The following is a 13,003-nucleotide window of genomic DNA, read 5'->3' on the forward strand; positions in this document are numbered from 1 at the left end:
CGCGGCGGCGCGGGCGACCGGGGTCAGCCGGGTCCGCGCGGCCAGCACCTCCCCCACGGCGCCCCGGCGCCCGGCGGCGACGGCGGCGAGCTCGTCGCGTGCCTGCGCCGCCGTCGGCCGGTCCGCCGGGTCGGCCGCCAGCATCCGCAGCAGCACCGGCTCGAGCGCCCCGGCCCGGGTGGGCGGCAGCGTCGGCCCCGCGGCCGCCCGGGCGACCACCTCGAGGGCGTCACCCCCCGGTCCGTGGGGCGGCACCCCCTCCAGGCAGGCGAACAGGGTCGCGCCGAGGGCGTAGACGTCGCTCGCCGCGGTGCTGGGCCCGCCCCGCGCCACCTCCGGCGCCAGGTAGGCGGGGGTGCCGGCGACGAACCCCGGGAGCACCGCGGCGTCGTCCCCGGGGGCCAGGGCGATGCCGAAGTCGGCCAGCTTGACCACGGCGTCGCCCGGGCCGCCCTCCCCGACCAGCACGTTGTCCGGCTTGACGTCGCGGTGCACGATGCCGGCGGCGTGCGCGTCTGCCAGCGCGTCCGCGACCTGGGCCCCGACCTGGGCGGTCTGGGCGACGGGGAGCACCTGGTCCGCCTCGACGACCTCGGCGAGGTCCCGCGAGGGCAGGTGCTCCAGGACCAGCCAGGGGTCGTCGTCGTGGAGCACCACGTCGAACACGGTCACCGCGTGCCGGGTGGCGAGCCGGGCGGCGGTGCGGCCCTCGTGCATTGCGTGGTCGCGCTGCTCGGCCCGGTCCGCCGCGCTCGCGCCGGGCACGGTGCGGACCTGCTTGAGCGCGACCGTCCGTCGCAGCACCTCGTCCTGGGCCAGCCACACGGTGCCCATGCCCCCGCCGCCCAGCCTTCCCCGCACCCGGTAGCGCGACGCGACGACGTCCGGCGCCCCGTCCCCCGGACCGGGGGCGTCCGACGACGGGTCGAGCGGGACCGTGGGGGCGCGGTGCGCGCCGTGCGTCCGGGGCCGCGGCGTCACCTCACCCGTCCCGGACACGGCGGTGACGCTAGATCGGACGGCGACGGGGACGCAGCGGGGAAGGAGGCGGGAGCCGCCGGTGTTGGACCCGGCATGAGCATGACGGTGGAGATCTGGTCGGACGTGGTGTGCCCCTGGTGCTACGTGGGCAAGCGGAAGTTCGAGGCGGCCCTGGAGCGCTTCGAGCACGCCGAGGACGTCGACCTGGTGTGGCGCAGCTTCGAGCTCGACCCCGGCGCGCCCGAGAGCCCCGCCGAGGCCGGCTCCTACGCCGCGCGCATCGCCGCCAAGTACGGCAGCACCCCCGAGCAGGCCCAGCAGATGGTCGACACCATGACCGCGAACGCGGCCGCCGAGGGTCTCGACTTCCGCTTCGACCTGGCCCGGCCCGGCAACACCTTCGACGCGCACCGCCTGCTGCACCTGGCCCGGGAGCACGGCCTGCAGGACACGCTCAAGGAGCGGCTCGACCGGGCCACCTTCACCGAGGGCTCGCCGTCGTCCGACCACACCGCGCTGCGCGGCCTGGCCGTCGAGGTGGGGCTGCCCGGCGACGAAGTCGACGCGGTGCTGGCCTCGGACCGCTACGCCGACGCGGTGCGGGCCGACGAGGCACAGGCCCGGGCCTACGGCATCTCCGGCGTGCCGTTCTTCGTCATCGACCAGAAGTACGGCATCTCCGGCGCGCAGCCGTCCGACGTGGTGCTCGACGCGCTGCAGCAGGCGTGGTCGGCCCGCTCCCCGCTGAGCATGGTCGCGGCGGCGGGGGACGCCCCGGGCTGCGAGGGCGACTCCTGCGCGGTCTGACCCCGGTCAGGGAACCGTCCGGACGACGGCCGCGACGGCCCGGGCCAGCGCGCGGGCCAGGTCGTCGGCCCCCAGCGGGTGCGGCGAGACGCTCTCGTCGTCGACCAGCGCCTGCGCGGCGCCGAGGGAGTACAGCACCCGCCAGGCGGCGTCCGCGTCCTGCGGCGAGCAGCCGAAGCGGTGCTGCAGCCACTCGGTGACCAGCACGGAGAGCCGGTGCGCGCTGCGGACCGTGCGCGCGGTGAACGCGTCCCCGTCCGGGTGGTGGCGCGCCTCGACGAGGAACGCCCGCATCGCGGCGCGGTGGTCGGCGAACACCGCCAGCGCGGCCCGGGCGAGCTGCAGCACCGCGGCGTCGTCGTCCGGCTCGGCGCCCGCCGCGTGGAACGCCGCGGCGGTGGCGGCCTCGACCCGGTGCAGCACGCGCTCCTCGACCGCCAGCAGCAGCCCGGTGCGGTCGCCGAAGCGGTGGTAGAGCGCGCCGTTGGAGGCCCCGGCGCGCCGGGCGACGGCCGCGACGGTGACCGCCGCCAGCCCGCCCGCGGCCAACAGCTCCTCGGTGGCCGCCAGCATCCGCTCGGACGAGGACTCGCTGCGGGTCTGGACCGGGGTGCGCACGCCCCACCCTAGCCAGAACGGAGCGAGTGCTCTAGTTTCGGGGCATGCCGACCTTCACGGTGCGTGGCCAACGGTTCGGCGGCCTGCCCCGCGACCACTGGGCGCGGGCCAACGCCGAGCTCGACCCGGAGACCGACTTCGTCGAGATCTACCGCAACCTGGCGGCGCGCGAGTTCCCCTGGGACACCACCCAGGCGCTGTCGTTCGCGCTGTTCCGCACCTACGCCGTGCCGGGCATCGGGCGGCTGCTCGACGAGACCGGCGAGTTCACGACCCGGGTGCAGAAGCGCTACGACGACACGGTGCTGCTGCTCGAGCCGCCGTTCCATCTCGGGTTCGCCGACCCGCAGGCTCGCGCGGCCATCCGCCGGGTCAACCGGATGCACCGCAGCTACGCCATCCCCGACCACGAGATGCGCTACGTGCTGGCCACGTTCGTCGTCGTGCCCCAGCGGTGGCTGGCCGAGCACGGCCCGCGGCCGCTGACCGAGGGCGAGACGCGGGCGTCGGTGCAGTACTACCGGACCCTGGGGGCGCACCTGGGCATCCCTGACGTCCCCGAGACGTTCGCCGGGTTCGCGGAGCTGATGGACGGCTACGAGGCCGAGCACTTCGGGTACACCCCGGGCGGGCGCCGGGTCGCCGACGCCACCCTCGGGCTGATGACGACGTTCTACCCGCGGGTGGCCGCCCCGGGGGTGCGGCTGCTCAGCCGCGCGCTGATGGACCCGCCGCTGCGGGACGCGCTGGGCTACGCGGCCCCGCCCGCCCCGGTCGAGCGCGCGCTGCGGGCGGCGGTGCGGGCGCGGGGACGGCTGCTGCGCCTGTTCCCCACCCGGGTCACGCCGGTGCGGGCTGCGGACTCCCACCGGGTGCGGTCCTACCCCGACGGGGCCGACGTCGAGGAGATGGGGACCTTCCCGGTGCCCGGACGCGCGGGCTGCCCCGTCCCGCACGCCTGAGAGGCTGTCGGCATGGACCGTGCCTTCGCCCAGGTCGACGTCTTCGGCTCCGCGGCCTACCGCGGCAACCCGGTGGCCGTGGTGCTCGACGCCGAGGGGCTCGACGACGCCGCCATGGCGCGCTTCGCGTCGTGGACCAACCTCAGCGAGACCACGTTCGTGCTGCCCGCGACCGACCCGGGGGCGGACTACCGGCTGCGCATCTTCACCCCGAGCCGGGAGCTGCCCTTCGCCGGGCACCCGACGCTGGGCTCGGCCCACGCGTGGCTCGAGGCCGGCGGTGCCCCGGCCCGCGACGGCGTGGTGGTGCAGGAGTGCGGGGCGGGCCTGGTCACGCTGCGCCGCAGCACCTCCGGCCTCGCCTTCGCCGCACCGCCGGTCACCCACGGCGGCGACGTGGAGCCCGAGGTGCTCGAGCGGCTGGTGCGCGGCCTGCGCGTCACTGCGTCCGACGTCGTGGCCTCGCAGTGGGTCGACAACGGCCCCGGCTGGGTGGCGGTGCAGCTGCCCGACGCGGCCGCGGTGCTCGCGCTCGAGCCGGACCACGCGGCGCTGGCCGGGCTGAACGTCGGCGTGGTCGGGGCGCACCCGGAGGGGGCGCCCGAGGCGTTCGAGGTCCGCGCCTTCGCCCACCGGGCCGGGGTGACCGAGGACCCCGTCACGGGCAGCCTCAACGCCAGCCTCGGGCAGTGGCTGACCGGCACCGGCCGCGCCCCCGAGCGCTACCTCGCCCGCCAGGGCACCCGGTTCGGGCGCCACGGCGTGGTCGCGGTGCAGCGGGTCGACGGCGAGGTCTGGGTGGGCGGCGCGACGACCACCTGCGTGCGCGGCACCGTCGACCTCTGACGTCGCCCCCGGCCGGCCGCGGTGGGAGGCTCGGGGGCATGCGCATCTTCTTCACCGGCGGCAGCGGCAAGGCCGGTCACCACGTCGCCCCCTTCCTCGCCTCCCAGGGCCACCACGTCACCAACGCCGACCTCACCCCGCTGGGGCACGACGACGTCACCGACCTGCGGGTCGACCTCACCGACGCGGGGGAGACGTACTCGGCGATGGCGGGCGCCCCGACGGCGGCCGACCTCGACGACTCGGACCTCGACCTGACCCACGGCTCGGCCTACGACGCCGTCGTCCACTACGCGGCCATCCCGGCGCCGTTCCTGTCCTCCGACGCCGAGACCTACCGCACCAACGTCCTGGCCCAGTACAACGTGTTCGAGGCCGCGACCCGGCTCGGCATCCGCAAGGTCGTGTTCGCCTCCTCGGAGACCACCTACGGCATCTGCTTCGGCCAGGGCGACCGCAAGCCGCTCTACGTCCCCGTCGACGAGGAGCACCCCGTCGTCCCCGAGGACTCCTACGCCATGTCCAAGGTGGCCGGGGAGGTCACCGCGCGGTCCTTCCACGCCCGCACCGGGGCCGACGTCTACGGCCTGCGGATCAACAACGTCATCGAGCCGCACGAGTACGCGGAGCTGTTCCCGGCGTTCCTGGAGGACCCCTCGTTGCGCCGGCGGAACCTGTTCGCCTACATCGACACCCGCGACCTGGGCCAGATGACGCTGCGCTGCCTGGAGACCGACGGCCTCGGCTTCGAGGTGTTCAACGTGGCCAACGCGGACATGTCCGTCGCCGCCACCACCAGCCAGGTCATCGAGCGGTTCTACGACGGCGTGGAGGTGCGCCGCGAGATGGGCCGCGACGAGACGTTCTACTCGATCGAGAAGGCGCGGCGGGTGCTCGGCTACGAGCCGCAGCACTCGTGGCGCGACGTGCTGGCCGACCCGGGCGCCGGGACCGAACCGGGGAGCTGACCCGCGCCGGGGGCGGACCGCGTCGCCGCGATCCCGCGGCGACCGGCCGGGCCCTAGGGTGGTCCGAGATGTCCGGTGTCGACCCGGTCGTCCCCTCCGACCCCCGAGGAACCCCATGTGCCGCGTGCTCGCCTTCCTCGGTCCGGAGACGCCGCTGGAGATGCTGCTGCTCAACCCGGACAACAGCCTGGTCAACCAGTCGCTCGACCCCGAGCGCCACCCCGAGCTGCAGCTCGCCGGCTGGGGGTTCGGGCTGTGGAGCGAGCACCTGCTCAAGCCGGAGGAGCCCTTCCTCTACCGCCGGCCGATGGCGGCGTTCTACGACGACAACGCCGAGCGCATCATCCCCAGCCTGCAGGCCAGCACGATGCTCGCGCACGTGCGGGCCGCGGCCTACGACGCGCAGGTCGTGCTGGTCGACGAGAACTGCCACCCGTTCTCCTTCGAGGGCACGCCGTGGATCGTCGCCCAGAACGGCTACCTGCCGCGCTGGCAGCTGCTGCAGCGCGAGCTCCTGGCGCACTGCCAGGACCGGTACCTCGAGCAGATGCGGGGCACGACCGACACCGAGTTCCTCTACGTGCTGCTGCTCTCCCTGCTGGAGGGCGACGGTGACGAGGACGTCGCGCGCGCGGTGGAGACGATGCTCGGGCTCATCGCCCGGGCCATGCGCGACCTGGACCTGCCCGGCCTGACCAAGCTGAAGATGGCGCTGGTGTCCCAGGACCGGGTCATCGGGGTGAACGTGGGCCTCGGCCTGCAGGGGGAGACCGAGCCGGCCGGCGACTGGCGGGAGCTGCGCAAGTCCGACCCGGGCAGCGACGAGTTCTCGCTGTCGATGCTCCTGGAGCCGATGTACCTGCTGATGGGACGCAACTTCTCCGACGTCGCGGCCTCCTACGCCTTCGAGGAGTGCGCCGAGGAGGACGCGACGGGCGTCGTCTTCGCCTCCGAGCCCCTGACCGAGGACGAGGCCGGCTGGACGCACCTGGAGTTCGGCCACATCGTCTTCCTGGCCAAGAAGGACGGCCGCATCACCAAGACGGTGCGTCGGCTCGACGTCTGACCGACCAGCCCCAGGCCCCATCGGATAGACGTTACGGCGGGTATCAGTTACTTTCCGTCCATGGACGGAGCACCGAGGACCGCCCGGGACCGCACCGTGGTCTCGGCCGACGGCACCCGGCTCGCCATCCAGGAGTCGGGTGACCCGTCGGCCCCGACCGTCGTCGCCGTGCACGGCTACCCCGACCACCACACGGTGTGGGACGGCGTCGTCGCGATCCTGTCGGCGCGGTTCCACGTCGTCACCTACGACGTCCGCGGCGCGGGAGGGTCCGACAAGCCGACGGACCGCGCCGCGTACCGCATGGAGCGCCTCGTCGAGGACCTCTCGGCCGTGGTCGACGCGGTCAGCCCCGACGAGCCGGTGCACCTGCTGGCCCACGACTGGGGGTCCATCCAGACCTGGCCCTCGCTCACCGCGCCCGGCCGGGAGGGCCGCTACGCCAGCTACACCTCGATCTCCGGGCCGTCGCTCGACCACGCCGGGGCCTGGGTGCGCGACGCCCGCCACCACCCCGGCGCGGCCGTGCGCCAGCTGCTCGACTCCTACTACATCGGCGTGTTCCACGTGCCCGGCCTGGCCGAGAAGCTGTGGCGCTCGGGTGCTCTCGACGGCCTGCTGACGCTGAGCGGCAGGCTCGGCCGCGGCGACAGCGCCCACGCCGCCGTGCCCGACCGGACCGAGGCCGACAAGGTCAACGGCCTCGAGCTGTACCGCGCCAACATCGGCCGCCACGTGGCCCGGCCCGCACCGACCCCCACCGACGTGCCCGTGCAGGTGCTCGCCCCCACCCACGACATCTACGTCAGCGCCGCGCTGCAGACCCAGGCGCCGGTGCCGTGGGCGCGGCGGCTGCACACCCGGTCGGTCCACGGCGGGCACTGGGTGGTCAGCGACCGGCCCGACGTCGTGGCCCGCTGCGTCACCGAGCTCGTCGACGCCGTCACCGGCGGCCCGGTGGTGCGCGAGCTGCGGCCGCGCAGCCGCACCGGCCGCTTCGCCCACCAGCTGGCCGTCGTCACCGGGGGCGGTCGCGGCATCGGTCGGGCCACCGCGCTCGAGCTGGCCCGCGAGGGCGCAGACGTCGTTCTCGTCGACCTCGACGCCGACGCCGCGGCCGCGGTGGCCGACGAGGTGCGCGCCCTCGGGGTCGAGGCCGACCACCAGCGCCTCGACGTCTCCGACGCCGACGGGTGGGAGACCTTCGCGCGGTGGCTCGCCGAGACCCACGGCACGCCCGACGTCGTGGTCAACAACGCCGGCATCGGCATGGGCGGGCCGTTCCTGGGCACCACGGTGGCGGACTGGCGACGCGTGCTCGACGTCAACCTGTGGGGCGTCGTGCACGGCTGCCGGCTGCTGGCCGCGCAGATGGTCGCCCGCGGGCAGGGCGGGCAGGTCGTCACCATCGCCTCCGCGGCCGGGTTCGCCCCGTCGCGCATCTACCCCGCCTACGCCACGTCGAAGGCGGCGGTGCTGATGCTGACGGAGTGCCTGCGCCCCGAGCTGCGCCGCGAGGGCATCGGCGTCACCGCGATCTGCCCCGGCTTCGTCGACACCGACATCTCCGCCACCACCGTGCACGTCGGGGTGGACGCCGACGAGCAGGCGCGGCGGCGCGAGCACGCCGTCGCCTCCTACGCCCGTCGCGGCTACACCCCGGAACGCCTCGCCCGCCACGCCGTCCGGGCCGCCGCCCGCAACCGCCCCGTGGCCGCCATCAGCGCGGAGTCCAAGCTCTTCCTCGTCGCCAACCGCACCGTGCCCCCGCTGGGCCGGCTGCTGGCCCGGCTCGACCTGAACAAGCTGTGAGAGGACGGTTCTCGTGACGACGACCCCCGAGCGCAGGACGGCCCGCCCGTCGCCCGACACCAGCGCGGACAAGGTGGCGCTGCACGCCCGCAACGTCAGCTTCGACTGGGACGGCCTGCCCGTGCAGTGGATCCCGGGCGAGGCGTTCGCCTCCCACCTGCTCAACGTGCTGCACCTGCTGCTGCCCGAGGGCGAGCGGTTCTTCGTGCGGGTGTTCTCCGACGCGCTGCCGCTGATCCGCGACCCGCAGCTGCGCGAGGACGTCATCGGCTTCATCGGCCAGGAAGGCATGCACGCCAGCGCCCACCAGGGTGCGCAGGACCACCTCGCCGCGGCCGGGCTCGACGCGGACGGCTCGCTGTCGACCTACGTCGACGAGATCGCGACCCTCTTCCACCGGCTCCTCGGTGACCGGCGGCTGTCCGGGAAGGCCAAGGAGGAGTGGCTGGTCGAGCGCCTGGCGATCATCGCCGGCATCGAGCACGTCACCGCGTTCCTGGGCCACTGGGTGCTGAACTCCCCGGGCCTGGACCGGGCAGGCGCCGACCCGCGCATGCTGGACCTGCTGCGCTGGCACGGGTCCGAGGAGGTCGAGCACCGCAGCGTCGCCCACGACCTCTACTCCCACGTGGACGGTCGCTACCCTCGGCGGCTGCGCACCTACTTCCTCGGCGGCCCGGGCCTGATCTGGCTGTGGATCAGCGGGATCAAGGTCCTCATGGCCGCCGACCCGTCGGTGCCGGCCGGGGTGAAGCCGCGGTGGCGGGACCTGCGCCGCAGCCGCCGCAAGGGCATCACCCCCGGGTACTGGGACCTGGCCAAGTTCTCGGTGCACTACCTCAAGCCCAGCTACCACCCGTCGCAGGTCGGCTCGACCGAGCAGGCCGTCGCCTACCTGGCGCAGTCGCCGGCCGCGCTGGCCGCGGACCAGCCCGGGTGAGCCACCCCGCGGGCCGGCCGACCCGGCGCCCCATGACCCCGACCATGCGGGCCGTGGCCGCGGCGCTGGTCGGCTACCAGCGGATCGCGCTGGCCTCGGGCCGGGGTCGTCGCGAGCCCCGCGAGGTCGACCGTGACCTGCGGGTGCGCGTGGACGCGGTCACGCCGGTGGCCGACGGGGTCGTCGAGGTGCGCTTCGTCCCCCGCGAGGGCGAGCTGCCCCGCTACCACCCAGGGGCGCACGTCGACGTGGTGCTGCCCTCGGGCACGCTGCGGCAGTACACGTTGTGCGGCGCGGTGCCCCGCGCGGACGAGTACCGCATCGCGGTGCGGGCCGTGCCCGACGGCGTGGGCTCCGCCGAGGTGCACGCCCTGACCCCGGGCACCGAGCTGGTGCTGCGGGGGCCGCGCAACGCGTTCCCGTTCATCCGGGCGGAGCGCTACCTGTTCGTCGCCGGGGGCATCGGGGTGACACCGATCCGGCCGATGGTGCACGACGCGCACGCCCGCGGGGCGGACTGGCGGCTGGTCCTCACCGGCCGGGACCGGGCGTCGATGCCGTTCGTCGACGAGCTGGTGGCGCTGGACCCGACGCGGGTGCACGTGCGGCCGGACACCGAGTTCGGCATCCCCGACGGGGAGGACCTGCTCTCCCTCGCCCCGCCCGGTGCGGCCCTGTACTGCTGCGGTCCGCCGCCGATGGTGGACACCGTGCGCCGGGCGATCCCGGACCCGCGGGTGACGACGCTGCACACCGAGCGCTTCTCCCCGCCCCCGGTGCGCGGCGGGGAGCCGTTCGAGCTGGTGCTGGCCCGGACCGGGGCGGTGGTGCCCGTCGGGGCCACGCAGACCGCGCTCGACGCGGTGCGCACGGTGCTGCCCGACGTGGCCTACTCGTGCCGGCAGGGGTTCTGCGGGACGTGCGTGGTGCGGGTGATCGGCGGTGAGGTGGAGCACCGCGACCACTGCCTGACCCCGGCGCAGCAGGCGGGCACGGCCGAGCGGCTCGCCGAGATGGCCATCTGCGTGTCCCGCGGTGCCGACCGCCTCACCCTCGACCTCTGACCGCGCATCCAGCGGGCTGGATGCAGTCCTGAGCGCCCCTGGGGTGCATCGAGCCCGCGGGATGCAGGGGGCGGCGTCAGGACCGCAGCTCGCGGCGCAGGATCTTGCCGGTGACGGTCTTGGGCAGCTCGTCGACCACCTCGACCTGGCGCGGGTACTTGTAGGCGGCCATCCGCTCCTTGCAGTGCGCCACCAGCTCGTCCGTCGGCACCGCCCGCCCGGGCTTGAACGACACGAACGCCTTCACCGTCTCCCCGCGGTAGGGGTCCGGCACGCCCACCACCGCGGCCTCGCGCACGGCGGGGTGCTCGTAGAGGACGTCCTCCACCTCGCGCGGCCACACCTTGTACCCCGAGGCGACGATCATGTCCTTGGTGCGGTCGACGACGAACACCCAGCCCTCGGCCGTCATGAACCCGACGTCCCCGGTGTGCACCTCGCGGCCCGGCAACGCGTGCGCGGTCTCCTCCGGCTTGCCCCAGTAGCCGAGCACCACCTGCGGCCCGGTGGCGCAGATCTCGCCGATCTCGCCCGGCGGCACCGGGTCCCCCGCCTCGTCGAGGATCCGCACCACCGTGTTGTTCACCGGCACGCCGACCGACAGCGCCCCCGAGGTCGGGTCCACCGGGGACCGTGCCCCCCGCGGGGTGGCCGTCATCGGCGACGTCGTCTCGGTGAGGCCGTAGGCGTTGTGGATCGGCACCCCCGTCGCGTCGAGGAAGGCGCGCGCCGTGGACGGGGCGATGGCCGCGCCCCCGGAGTAGACGTGCTCGAACGAGGCGAAGTCGTCCCGGTCGAAGCCGGGGGCGTTCATCAGCGCGATGAACGCCGTGATGGCCCCGATGGTGAACGTGGGCCGGTGCTCCCGGACCGCGTCGAGCACCACCTGCGGCTCGAACCGGTACGCGAGCACCAGCGGTGAGCCGGTCAGCAGGCAGACCAGGACGTGGCCGACGAGGCCGGTGATGTGGAACAGCGGCGCGATGCCGAGCACGGAGCCCTCCGACCCGACGCCGACGAAGTCGCGGTACACCTGGGCGGTGAAGCACACGTTGCCGTGGGTGTTCATGGCGCCCTTGGGGGTTCCCGTCGTCCCCGAGGTGTAGGTGAGGAACGCGACGTCGTCCGCGGTGTAGCGCTGCGGCGGGACGTCAGGGCCCCGGTGCTCGGCGATGAACGCGGCCAGGTCGGTGGTGCCCTCGTGCCGGGCGCGGGAGACGCCGGCGAGGAGCCGTGCGTCGTCCCGGGTCTGGTGCTCCAGCTCGGAGCAGGTGAGCACCAGCCGGACGTCGGTCTCCGGCACCACCGTGCGAGCGACGCTGTCGTACAACGACTCCAGGCACAGCAGCACCGTCGCCCCGGAGTCGACGAGCTGGTGGCGCAGCTCGCGCTCGCGGCTCATCGGGTTGACGCTGACCATGGTCCCGCCGGCCTTCCACGTGGCCACCACGGCGAGGACGAACTGCGGCACGTTCTGCAGGTACACCGCCAGCCGGTCGCCGCGGTCGAAGCCGTGGGCCCGCAGCCCGGCCGCCAGCGCGGTGGTCTGCTCGTCGAGCTCGCGCCAGGTGAGCGCGCCGTCGAAGTAGCGCACGGCGTCGTCGTCGGGCCGGGCGGCGACGGTCGCGGCCACCATGGCGAGCGCGTCGGTGTGCTCGGGCTCGACGTCGGGCCGCTGGTCGGCGGTGTAGTGCACCAGCCACGGCCGCGCCCGGTACGGGTCGGGGGCACCGGGGGAGGGGGCGTCGGTCATGGCCCCAGTGTGATCCACGCCATGCCCTCGCGGCCGTCGGGTGGGCGCGGGTGTCAGGCGGGGTCGACGGGGCGGATGCCGGCGGCATGGCGACGGGCCAGGTCCCGGTAGGTCTGCGGGTTGTTCTCCACCCACCACGACGCGCCCTCGGTGAGCGGCCCACGCTCGGTCGCGGGCGAGCCGGCGGCGAGCATCCCGGCACCGATGACCGTGCGCGGCACGACCAACGAGCCCGCGGCCACGAGGGCGCGGTCGCCGATGCGGGCCCCGTCCTGAACCACCGCGCCGTTGCCGACGAGTGCCTCGGCGCCGACGACCGCGCCGTGCACCACGCACAGGTGCCCGATGGTGGCGCCCGCGCCGATCGTCGTCACCGGGTCGTCCCCGCCGTGCAGCACCGAGCCGTCCTGCACGTTGGCGCCGTCCTCGACGACGATCGGGCCGAAGTCCGCGCGCAGCACCGCGCCGTACCAGATCGACGCCCCGGCGCCGACGCGGACGTCGCCGACCAGGGTGGCGGTGGGGGCGACCCACGCGTCGGGGTGCACCTGCGGGCTGTGGCCCTCGAAGCTGAACAGCGGCATGGGCCGGACGCTAGCCGCCCGAGCCCCCGCCGACACCGGACAGTGCGCCCGGCGCGGTCTCGGCGGCGCGCGGACACCGGGAAGTGCGCCCGGCGCGGTCCTGGGGGGCGCGCCAGCACCGGGAAGTGCGCCCGGCGCGGTGAGCGCCAGGGCTAGAGCGCGCTGAGGTCGTCCGGCACGTCCACGGCGTGCTCGCGCAGCAGCTCCAGCGGCACCACCTCGAGCACCGCCGCGTTCGTCGCGGCCAGCACCACCCCGGCCGCGGCCCCGGCCTGCGCCGCCTGCAGCCAACGCGCGGCCACCACGCACCACCGGTCGCCCGGGGTGAGCCCGGCGAAGCCGTACTGCGGGCGCGGGGTCTGCAGGTCGTTTCCCACCGAGAGCTGGTGGGCCAGGAACTCCGCGGACACGACGGCACAGACACCGTGCACCCCGACGTCCTCGGGCCCCACCGTGCAGCAGCCGTCGCGGTAGAACCCGGTCACCGGGTCGCGGCCGCACTCGGCCAGCTCGCCCCCCAGCACGTTGCGTCCCTCGGTCATGCCCGCAGCCTCCCGCACGGAGGTGCGCCGCGTCGACGGCTTGCGTCGGGTTAGGCCAGC

Annotated in this window: 13 protein-coding genes; 8 read left to right on the forward strand and 5 right to left on the reverse strand. The window is 74.8% G+C overall.

Going from position 1 to position 13,003, the window contains the following annotated elements; all coding sequences use genetic code 11:
* The coding region (locus ACYVOF_RS07465; RefSeq protein WP_460865218.1) for a serine/threonine-protein kinase at positions 1-999 on the reverse strand (999 nt) is incomplete at its 3' end.
* 75 nt (positions 1,000-1,074) lie between these two features.
* On the opposite strand from ACYVOF_RS07465, the gene ACYVOF_RS07470 reads away from it, so the two are divergent.
* Positions 1,075-1,788: a DsbA family oxidoreductase gene (locus ACYVOF_RS07470; protein WP_460865220.1), complete on the forward strand. Its 714-nt coding sequence runs from the start codon at positions 1,075-1,077 to the stop codon at positions 1,786-1,788.
* Positions 1,789-1,794: 6 nt separating this feature from the next.
* Here the strand turns inward: ACYVOF_RS07470 and ACYVOF_RS07475 are convergent, their stop codons facing one another.
* Positions 1,795-2,406, reverse strand: coding sequence for a TetR/AcrR family transcriptional regulator (locus tag ACYVOF_RS07475; RefSeq protein WP_460865222.1), 612 nt, complete (start codon positions 2,404-2,406; stop codon positions 1,795-1,797).
* Between the two features lie 44 nt (positions 2,407-2,450).
* Between ACYVOF_RS07475 and ACYVOF_RS07480 the strand changes: the two genes are divergently transcribed.
* From ACYVOF_RS07480 to ACYVOF_RS07510, 7 genes are all read left to right on the forward strand, one after another.
* Complete coding sequence (locus tag ACYVOF_RS07480; protein WP_460865223.1) at positions 2,451-3,368, forward strand: oxygenase MpaB family protein; 918 nt, start codon at positions 2,451-2,453, stop codon at positions 3,366-3,368.
* Between the two features lie 12 nt (positions 3,369-3,380).
* On the forward strand, positions 3,381-4,214 hold the full coding sequence (locus ACYVOF_RS07485; protein WP_460865225.1) for a PhzF family phenazine biosynthesis protein: 834 nt from the start codon (positions 3,381-3,383) through the stop codon (positions 4,212-4,214).
* A gap of 38 nt (positions 4,215-4,252) precedes the next feature.
* Positions 4,253-5,182, forward strand: coding sequence for an NAD-dependent epimerase/dehydratase family protein (locus ACYVOF_RS07490; protein ID WP_460865226.1), 930 nt, complete (start codon positions 4,253-4,255; stop codon positions 5,180-5,182).
* Between the two features lie 124 nt (positions 5,183-5,306).
* A complete protein-coding gene (locus ACYVOF_RS07495; protein ID WP_460865228.1) occupies positions 5,307-6,248 on the forward strand; it encodes a class II glutamine amidotransferase in 942 nt (313 codons plus the stop codon).
* Between the two features lie 60 nt (positions 6,249-6,308).
* Positions 6,309-8,060 carry an SDR family oxidoreductase gene (locus ACYVOF_RS07500; protein WP_460865230.1) on the forward strand — a complete coding sequence of 584 codons (1,752 nt, stop codon included), beginning with the start codon at positions 6,309-6,311 and terminating at the stop codon, positions 8,058-8,060.
* A 13-nt stretch (positions 8,061-8,073) separates the two neighbouring features.
* The gene (locus ACYVOF_RS07505) at positions 8,074-9,000 is read left to right on the forward strand and encodes a metal-dependent hydrolase (RefSeq protein WP_460865232.1); all 927 of its coding nucleotides are present in this window, start codon (positions 8,074-8,076) and stop codon (positions 8,998-9,000) included.
* A gap of 32 nt (positions 9,001-9,032) precedes the next feature.
* Positions 9,033-10,064: a PDR/VanB family oxidoreductase gene (locus tag ACYVOF_RS07510; RefSeq protein ID WP_460865234.1), complete on the forward strand. Its 1,032-nt coding sequence runs from the start codon at positions 9,033-9,035 to the stop codon at positions 10,062-10,064.
* A 76-nt stretch (positions 10,065-10,140) separates the two neighbouring features.
* Here ACYVOF_RS07510 and ACYVOF_RS07515 read toward each other — a convergent pair whose 3' ends face one another.
* The 3 genes from ACYVOF_RS07515 to ACYVOF_RS07525 form a co-directional block, all read right to left on the reverse strand.
* Positions 10,141-11,817: a class I adenylate-forming enzyme family protein gene (locus ACYVOF_RS07515; protein ID WP_460865237.1), complete on the reverse strand. Its 1,677-nt coding sequence runs from the start codon at positions 11,815-11,817 to the stop codon at positions 10,141-10,143.
* A gap of 53 nt (positions 11,818-11,870) precedes the next feature.
* A complete protein-coding gene (locus tag ACYVOF_RS07520) occupies positions 11,871-12,401 on the reverse strand; it encodes a gamma carbonic anhydrase family protein (protein WP_460865239.1) in 531 nt (176 codons plus the stop codon).
* 152 nt (positions 12,402-12,553) lie between these two features.
* The gene (locus tag ACYVOF_RS07525; RefSeq protein WP_460865241.1) at positions 12,554-12,943 is read right to left on the reverse strand and encodes a DUF2237 family protein; all 390 of its coding nucleotides are present in this window, start codon (positions 12,941-12,943) and stop codon (positions 12,554-12,556) included.
* Between the last annotated feature and the right edge of the window lie 60 nt (positions 12,944-13,003).

The sequence above is a fragment of the Rhodococcus aerolatus genome, assembly GCF_054783215.1.

Excerpts from the sequence above, each read along its gene's own strand:
- ACYVOF_RS07470 (WP_460865220.1), top strand. The coding sequence starts at position 1,075 with ATGAGCATGACGGTGGAGATCTGGTCGGACGTGGTGTGCCCCTGGTGC.
- ACYVOF_RS07480 (WP_460865223.1), top strand. The coding sequence starts at position 2,451 with ATGCCGACCTTCACGGTGCGTGGCCAACGGTTCGGCGGCCTGCCCCGC.
- ACYVOF_RS07485 (WP_460865225.1), top strand. The coding sequence starts at position 3,381 with ATGGACCGTGCCTTCGCCCAGGTCGACGTCTTCGGCTCCGCGGCCTAC.
- ACYVOF_RS07490 (WP_460865226.1), top strand. The coding sequence starts at position 4,253 with ATGCGCATCTTCTTCACCGGCGGCAGCGGCAAGGCCGGTCACCACGTC.
- ACYVOF_RS07500 (WP_460865230.1), top strand. The coding sequence starts at position 6,309 with ATGGACGGAGCACCGAGGACCGCCCGGGACCGCACCGTGGTCTCGGCC.
- ACYVOF_RS07510 (WP_460865234.1), top strand. The coding sequence starts at position 9,033 with ATGACCCCGACCATGCGGGCCGTGGCCGCGGCGCTGGTCGGCTACCAG.
- ACYVOF_RS07515 (WP_460865237.1), bottom strand. The coding sequence starts at position 11,817 with ATGACCGACGCCCCCTCCCCCGGTGCCCCCGACCCGTACCGGGCGCGG.
- ACYVOF_RS07520 (WP_460865239.1), bottom strand. The coding sequence starts at position 12,401 with ATGCCGCTGTTCAGCTTCGAGGGCCACAGCCCGCAGGTGCACCCCGAC.
- ACYVOF_RS07525 (WP_460865241.1), bottom strand. The coding sequence starts at position 12,943 with ATGACCGAGGGACGCAACGTGCTGGGGGGCGAGCTGGCCGAGTGCGGC.